The sequence below is a fragment of the Elstera sp. genome (genome assembly GCF_044372965.1).
In the GTDB taxonomy this organism is placed as follows: Bacteria; Pseudomonadota; Alphaproteobacteria; order Elsterales; family Elsteraceae; genus Elstera.
This window is the reverse complement of the sequence record NZ_JBILQX010000033.1, coordinates 20,475-27,781: the sequence shown is the minus strand read 5'-3', so window position 1 is coordinate 27,781 and position 7,307 is coordinate 20,475. Positions and strand designations below refer to the sequence as shown.

Annotated in this window: 4 protein-coding genes and 1 pseudogene; 4 read left to right on the top strand and 1 reads right to left on the bottom strand. The window is 60.3% G+C overall.

The window, feature by feature from the left end; all coding sequences use genetic code 11:
* A pseudogene (locus tag ACIQ36_RS06770) lies at positions 1–583 on the bottom strand (NADP-dependent malic enzyme); the annotation flags it as partial.
* 421 nt (positions 584–1,004) lie between these two features.
* Between ACIQ36_RS06770 and mdh the strand changes: the two are divergent.
* The 4 genes from mdh to ACIQ36_RS06750 all read left to right on the top strand — a co-directional run bounded on the left by mdh (position 1,005) and on the right by ACIQ36_RS06750 (position 7,241).
* Complete coding sequence (gene mdh, locus ACIQ36_RS06765; RefSeq protein WP_395827258.1) at positions 1,005–1,970, top strand: malate dehydrogenase; 966 nt, start codon at positions 1,005–1,007, stop codon at positions 1,968–1,970.
* Between the two features lie 238 nt (positions 1,971–2,208).
* Positions 2,209–3,405: an ADP-forming succinate--CoA ligase subunit beta gene (gene sucC, locus ACIQ36_RS06760; RefSeq protein WP_395827255.1), complete on the top strand. Its 1,197-nt coding sequence runs from the start codon at positions 2,209–2,211 to the stop codon at positions 3,403–3,405.
* Between the two features lie 2 nt (positions 3,406–3,407).
* Positions 3,408–4,286: a succinate--CoA ligase subunit alpha gene (gene sucD / locus ACIQ36_RS06755; protein WP_045774326.1), complete on the top strand. Its 879-nt coding sequence runs from the start codon at positions 3,408–3,410 to the stop codon at positions 4,284–4,286.
* A gap of 45 nt (positions 4,287–4,331) precedes the next feature.
* Positions 4,332–7,241, top strand: a complete 2,910-nt coding sequence (locus ACIQ36_RS06750) for a 2-oxoglutarate dehydrogenase E1 component (protein WP_395827252.1) — start codon at positions 4,332–4,334, stop codon at positions 7,239–7,241.
* Positions 7,242–7,307 lie beyond the last annotated feature (66 nt).

The following is a 7,307-nucleotide window of genomic DNA, read 5'->3' as shown; positions in this document are numbered from 1 at the left end:
TCTTAATGTCTTTCAACGACCGGCCCGTAATATCGAGCGCATTAATCAGCCCGGCGGCGGCGACGATGGCGGTGCCGTGCTGATCGTCGTGGAACACCGGAATATCCATCAACTCGCGCAGGCGCTGCTCGATGATGAAACATTCCGGCGCTTTAATATCCTCAAGATTAATCCCGCCGAAAGTCGGCCCCAGGTAGCGCACGGCATTGACGAACTCGTCTACGTCGCGCGTATCCACCTCGATATCGATGCCGTCGATATCGGCAAAACGCTTGAACAGAACGGCCTTGCCTTCCATCACCGGCTTGGAGGCCAGCGCGCCGAGATCGCCAAGGCCGAGCACGGCTGTACCATTGGAGATCACCGCTACAAGATTGCCCTTGGCGGTATAATCATAGGCGGTTTCCGGCGACTTGAAGATCTCAAGGCAGGGGGCGGCCACACCGGGCGAATAGGCAAGGCTCAAATCGCGCTGCGTCACCAAGGGCTTGGTCGGGGTGATTTCGATTTTCCCCGGCCGTCCGCTGGCGTGCATGGACAGGGCTTCGGCGTCGGTGACTTTCTTTTGCTGCGGCGTCGTCATATCGCGCGTTTCTTCCCGGTTTTGAGGGGCCGCGTTAACGGCTGAGGCCCCTTTCAAATCATTGCATTTTTACCGAAATGTTCCTGTAAATTCAGGGGGATTCGGTTGGGTCGGATTCCCAGACTAGCACAATTTTAAAGGAAGAGACGATGCTTGCTGCGGCACCTCGCCGCATTTGCTGCCGTGCAGACGCCGCATAGCGGCATTTTCGCACGCTGAGCGGCTTTGACGCGCGTTGCCAAGCTTGCCCTTGCGCGCGAATCGCTGTAGCAAGCGGGTCGATGACGCGTCCGGGCTTCATGCCGCACCGGGGCAGGCGATTGTTTTTGTCGTGATGACTGAAACAATCCTCGTCTAGAAGGGGCTGAGGGCCGGGCTGCGCCGGAGCCCTTTTGTTTCTGAGCGAACGAGGATAAGCCCTATGGCACGGAAGAAGATCGCGCTGGTTGGTGCGGGCAATATTGGCGGCACCCTGGCTCTGCTGGCTGGTCTGAAGGAACTGGGGGATATTACCCTGTTCGACGTTGTGGACGGTGTGCCGCAGGGCAAGGCCCTCGATATCGCCGAAGCCGCGCCGGTTGAAGGGTTCGATGCCACCCTGTCGGGCGCGTCGGATTATGCCGCGATTGCCGGGTCCGATGTCATCATCGTTACCGCTGGCGTCGCCCGCAAGCCGGGCATGAGCCGCGACGATCTGATTGCGATCAACGCTGGTGTCATGGCCAAAGTCGGCGAAGGCATTAAAACCTATGCTCCCGATGCCTTCGTGATCTGCATCACCAACCCGCTCGATGCGATGGTGTGGGTGCTTCAGCAGAAGTCTGGCCTGCCGCCCCATAAGGTCGTCGGCATGGCAGGCGTGCTCGATAGCGCGCGCTTCCGCTTCTTCCTCGCCGAAGAGTTCAATGTGTCGGTCGAAGATGTGACCGCCTTCGTGCTCGGCGGCCATGGCGATACGATGGTTCCCTCGGTGCGTTACTCCACCGTTGCCGGTATTCCGCTGCCGGACCTCATTAAGATGGGCTGGACCACGCAGGAAAAGCTGGACCAAATCGTTCAGCGCACGCGCGACGGCGGGGCCGAAATCGTCAATCTGCTGAAAACCGGCTCCGCCTTCTACGCCCCGGCCTCCGCAGCGATCCAGATGGCCGAAGCGTACCTCAAGGACAAGAAGCGCGTTCTGCCGGTCGCCGCCTACCTGACGGGGCAATATGGCGTGAATGATCTTTACGTTGGCGTGCCGGTTGTTCTGGGTGCGGGCGGCGTTGAGCGCATCGTTGAGATCGCGCTGGATGAAACCGAAAAGGCTGGCTTTGCGAAGAGCTGCGATGCGGTGCGTAGTCTTGTGCAGATTTGTAAGGATCTCGACGCGAAAGCCGCCTCGTAAGCGTAATCCTGCTACAGATTGGCGTTTTGCCACACGTCAGCCCTGACAAAGCTGCATTTCATTGCTGCTGGGGCGGTGGTATGGTGCGCGCCGACTGTAGTTTACGCTGAATTATGTAATTTCGTGTCCATAGGCAGGGTTGTTACGCATGATCCTGTCTATGGCTCCCGCCCGAAACCCGGGCATTAGGACCCGCTGACGTGCTCAAGGGGTGAGGCGGCAGCGCACGGGAGGACCGATGAATATTCACGAGTATCAAGCCAAGCAGCTCTTGGCGAAATTCGGTGTCGCGGTGCCGCGCGGCGGGGTTGCTTATACCCCCGATGAAGCGGCGAAGGTCGCATCCGAACTGGGCGGCCCGGTTTATGTGGTAAAATCGCAAATTCATGCGGGCGGTCGCGGCGCCGGCCGCTTCCAGAACGATCCGAACGGCAAGGGCGGCGTCCGCGTCGTCAAAACCGTCGATGACGTGCGCGAAAACGCCGCTGCCATGCTGGGTCAGGTGCTCGTCACCAAGCAGACCGGCGAGCAGGGCAAAGAGGTGAAGCGCCTCTATGTTGAAGAGGGCGCGGATATTAAGCGCGAACTCTATCTCGGTATGCTCGTTGATCGCGCGACCAGCCGGATTACCGTGATGGCCTCGACCGAAGGCGGCATGGAAATCGAAGAAGTCGCCCACGATCATCCCGAAAAAATCCTGAAGCTCGCCATCGATCCGGTCACGGGTCTGCAAGGCTTCCACGGCCGCCGCGTTGCTTTCGCCCTCGGGCTCGAAGGCAAGCAGGTCGGCGCCTGCGTGAAGTTCTTGACGGCGATGTATAAGGCCTTCGTTGACCTCGACGCCTCAATCGTTGAAATCAACCCGCTGGTCGTGACCGGCGCGGGCGATATCATCGCGCTCGATGCCAAGATGAACTTCGACGATAACGCGCTCTTCCGTCATCAAGACGTCGAAGCCCTGCGCGACGAAGACGAAGAAGACCCCGCCGAAACCGAAGCCGCCAAGCATCAGCTTTCCTATGTGAAGCTCGATGGCAATATTGGCTGCATGGTCAACGGTGCCGGTCTCGCCATGGCCACCATGGATATTATTAAGCTGTACGGCGGCGAGCCGGCCAACTTCCTCGATGTCGGCGGCGGCGCAACGAAAGAACGCGTGACCCAGGCGTTCAAGATCATCCTCGGCGATAAGAACGTCGAAGGTATTCTAGTGAATATCTTCGGCGGTATCATGCGCTGCGACGTGATCGCCGAAGGTGTGGTGGCTGCTGCCCGCGAAATCAGCCTGAACGTGCCCCTGGTGGTGCGCCTCGAAGGCACCAATGTAGAGTTAGGGAAGAAGATCCTCGCCGAATCCGGCCTGCCGATCCTTTCCGCCGATAATCTTGCCGATGCCGCCGCTAAGGTGGTGAAGGCTGTGAAGGAGGCCGCGTAATCATGGCTGTTCTGGTCAATAAGAATACGAAGGTCATCTGCCAGGGGTTTACCGGCGCGCAGGGGACTTTCCACTCGGAACAGGCGATTGCCTACGGCACTCAAATGGTCGGCGGCGTGACCCCCGGTAAGGGCGGCACGAAGCATCTCGATCTTCCGGTTTTCGACACCGTGGCCGATGCAGTGGCAAAGACCGGCGCGAATGCGACGGTGATCTATGTGCCGCCGCCCTTCGCAGCGGACGCGATTCTGGAAGCGATTGACGCCGAAATCGAACTCGCCGTCTGCATCACCGAAGGCATTCCCGTTCAGGACATGATCCGCGTGAAGCGTGCCCTGTTGGGCTCCAAAACGCGCCTCATCGGCCCGAACTGCCCCGGCATCATCACGCCGGGCGAATGCAAGATCGGCATTATGCCGGGTCACATTCACAAGCGCGGCAAAATCGGCATCGTCTCGCGCTCGGGCACGCTGACCTATGAAGCGGTGGCGCAAACCACGGCGACGGGCCTGGGGCAGACCACCTGCGTCGGCATCGGCGGCGATCCGGTCAATGGCACCAACTTCGTCGATACGCTGGAACTGTTCGTGAAGGATCCCGAAACCGAAGGGATCATCATGATCGGCGAAATCGGTGGCGATGCGGAAGTGCGCGGCGTCGAGTTCTTGCAAGCCTCTGGCACGAAGAAGCCGGTCGTCGGCTTCATCGCCGGTCGCACGGCCCCGCCGGGCCGCCGCATGGGCCATGCCGGTGCGGTTATTTCCGGTGGCAATGATACGGCGGACTTTAAGGTCGATGCGATGAAGGCGGCGGGTATCGCCGTTGCCGAATCCCCGGCTGATCTCGGCAGCACCATGCTGTCGCTGATGAACGCCCGATAAACCTCTAACCCGAAGGCGGCGGGGCATTTGCCCCGCCGGTTGTTTATGGCACACGCCCTCGCTCAGAACTCCTTCCTCACCGGTGGCAATGCCACCTATATCGCCGAAGTTTTCGCGCAATATCTGATCGACCCCGCGTCGGTCGATCCAAGCTGGGCGGCGTTTTTCGCCGGGCTCGACGATGATGCGCGCGCCGTTTTAGGCGAGTTGAAGGGAGCCAGTTGGGCGCGGGCGCGGACCCGGATCGTCGGGGCGGAGGATCCTACCGCCGTGGTTCCGGCCAAGGGCGGCAAAGCCCCGGCCAAACCGGCCGCCGTTGCCAATGACGCGGTGCCGACTCTGGATAATGCCGCGTTGCGCGCGGCAGCCCGCGATAGCATTCAGGCGATGATCCTGATCCGCACCTACCGGATTCGCGGCCATCTGGAAGCAACGCTCGACCCCTTGGGTCTGGAGCCGCCGAAGCATGTGGATGATCTGACCATCGAGCATCACGGCTTCACCAGCGCCGATCTCGACCGGCAAATCTACGTCGGCGGGCAGCTTGGCTTCGAAGTTGCGACCTTGCGCGACATCGTGGCGCGTTGCCGGGCGGTCTATAGCCGCACCATCGGCGTTGAATATATGCATATTCAAGACCCGGAACAGCGCCTGTGGATTCAGCAGCGCATTGAAGGCGTGGCCGAAAACACCACCGATTTCACCCTGCGCGGCAAGCGCGCTATTTACGAGCGCCTGATTGCCGCCGAAGGGCTGGAACGCTTCCTCGATAAAAAATACACCGGCACGAAACGCTTCGGCCTTGAAGGCGGCGAAACCTTGGTTCCCGCCATCGAGCAGGTATTGAAGCGCGGTAGCCAGTTGGGCCTTGAAGAAGTCGTGTTCGGCATGCCCCACCGTGGCCGCCTGAACATTCTGACCAATGTGATGCAGAAGCCGTTCAAGGCACTGTTCAGCGAATTCCAAGGCAATTCCGCGAGCCCCGACGATGTGCAGGGCTCGGGCGACGTGAAGTACCATCTTGGCACCTCGGCGGACCGCGAGTTCGACGGCAAGATGGTCCATCTGTCGCTGACCGCGAACCCCTCCCACCTCGAAGCGGTCGATCCGGTCGTCGTTGGTAAAGTGCGCGCCAAGCAAGAGCAGCGCGGCGATACGGACCGTACCAAAGTGATGGCGATGCTGCTGCACGGCGATGCGGCGTTTGCGGGCCAAGGCCTTGTTGCCGAAACTTTGGCGCTGGCCGAATTGCGCGGCTACCGCACCGGCGGCACGATCCATTTCATCGTGAACAACCAAATCGGCTTCACGACCGCGCCGTCTTACTCGCGCTTTACGCCCTATCCGTCGGATCTGGCCAAAGCCGTGCAGGCACCGATTTTCCACATCAATGGCGACGATCCCGAAGCGGTGGTCCATGCCTCGCGCATCGCGATTGAATTCCGCATGATGTTTAAGCGCGATGTGGTGATCGATATCGTCTGCTACCGCCGCCACGGCCATAATGAAGGCGACGAGCCCGCATTCACCCAGCCGCTGATGTACCGCAAGATCGCGACCCACCCGACGACGCGGCAGATCTACGAAGATCGCCTCGTTGCCGAAGGGTCGATGACCAAGGCGGAGACGGAAGCTGAAGTAAACCGCTTCTTCGATTATCTGGAACAGGAATTCGAGGCCTCCAAATCCTACAAGCCGAACAAGGCCGATTGGCTGGAAGGCAAGTGGACGGGCATGAAGACCGCCCCGAACGACGACCGGCGCGGTGCGACCGGCGTTGCCACGGACGTGCTGAAAGAAGTTGGACTGGGTCTCACCAAATATCCCGAAGGCTTCAACGTTAACCGCAAGATCGTGCGGCAGTTGGAAGCCAAGCGGCAGGCGATTGAAACCGGCGACGGCATCGATTGGGCGACGGCGGAAGCCCTGGCCTTCGGCACCTTGCTGGTCGAAGGCGTGCCGGTGCGCCTGTCCGGACAGGATTCCGGGCGCGGCACGTTCAGCCAACGCCATTCGGTACTGATCGATCAGGATACGGAAGCGCGCTTTGAGCCGCTGAACAATATTCGCGGGGCGGGTAAGCAGTCGCTTTACGAAGTGATCGATAGCCCGCTCGCGGAAGCCTCGGTGCTCGGCTTCGACTATGGCTATAGCTTGGCCGAACCGCACGCTTTGGTGTTGTGGGAAGGCCAGTTTGGCGATTTCGTCAATGGCGCGCAGGTCATTATCGATCAGTTCATCTGCTCGGCAGAATCGAAGTGGCTGCGCATGTCGGGCCTCGTCATGCTGCTGCCGCACGGTTACGAAGGCCAAGGCCCGGAACATAGTTCGGCCCGGCCCGAGCGGTTCTTGCAGCTTTGCGCTGAAGATAATATGCAGATTTGCAATCTCACAACCCCGGCGAATTACTTCCACGCCCTGCGCCGCCAGATCCGCCGCGACTTCCGCAAGCCGCTGATCATTATGACGCCGAAATCGCTGCTGCGCCTGAAGGCGTGCCAATCCACCCTTGCCGATTTTGGGCCGGACTCGTCCTTCCACCGCGTTCTCGGCAACGAGGGCGAATTGGTTGCGAACGAGGCGGTGAAGCGCGTCGTGATTTGTTCGGGCAAGGTCTATTACGATCTCGCCGCCGAGCGCGAAAAGCGCGGCCAGAAGGATGTGGCGATCGTGCGCCTGGAGCAGATTTATCCGTTCCCGGATGAAGCCTTGGGCGACGAATTGGCGCTCTACCCGAACGCGGATATCGTGTGGTGCCAAGAAGAGCCGGAAAATCAAGGCGCTTGGTTCTTTGTCGACCGTCGCATCGAAGGCACGTTGACCCGGATCAATCATAAAACGCAGCGCCCGGTCTATGTTGGCCGCGTCGCGGCGGCAGCCCCGGCGACGGGCCTGTTGAAGCGTCACACTCTCGAACAGGCAGGGCTGGTGAATACCGCGCTGACCGTCGGTTAAGCCCGAAACGAAACTCAGTCGGGCGCGCTCAGTGCGCGCGCCCCTTGGTGATAAGGTTGAGGATAG

Coding starts and splice junctions, on each gene's coding strand:
- ACIQ36_RS06750 (WP_395827252.1), top strand. CDS start 4,332: ATGGCACACGCCCTCGCTCAGAACTCCTTCCTCACCGGTGGCAATGCC.
- sucC (WP_395827255.1), top strand. CDS start 2,209: ATGAATATTCACGAGTATCAAGCCAAGCAGCTCTTGGCGAAATTCGGT.
- mdh (WP_395827258.1), top strand. CDS start 1,005: ATGGCACGGAAGAAGATCGCGCTGGTTGGTGCGGGCAATATTGGCGGC.
- sucD (WP_045774326.1), top strand. CDS start 3,408: ATGGCTGTTCTGGTCAATAAGAATACGAAGGTCATCTGCCAGGGGTTT.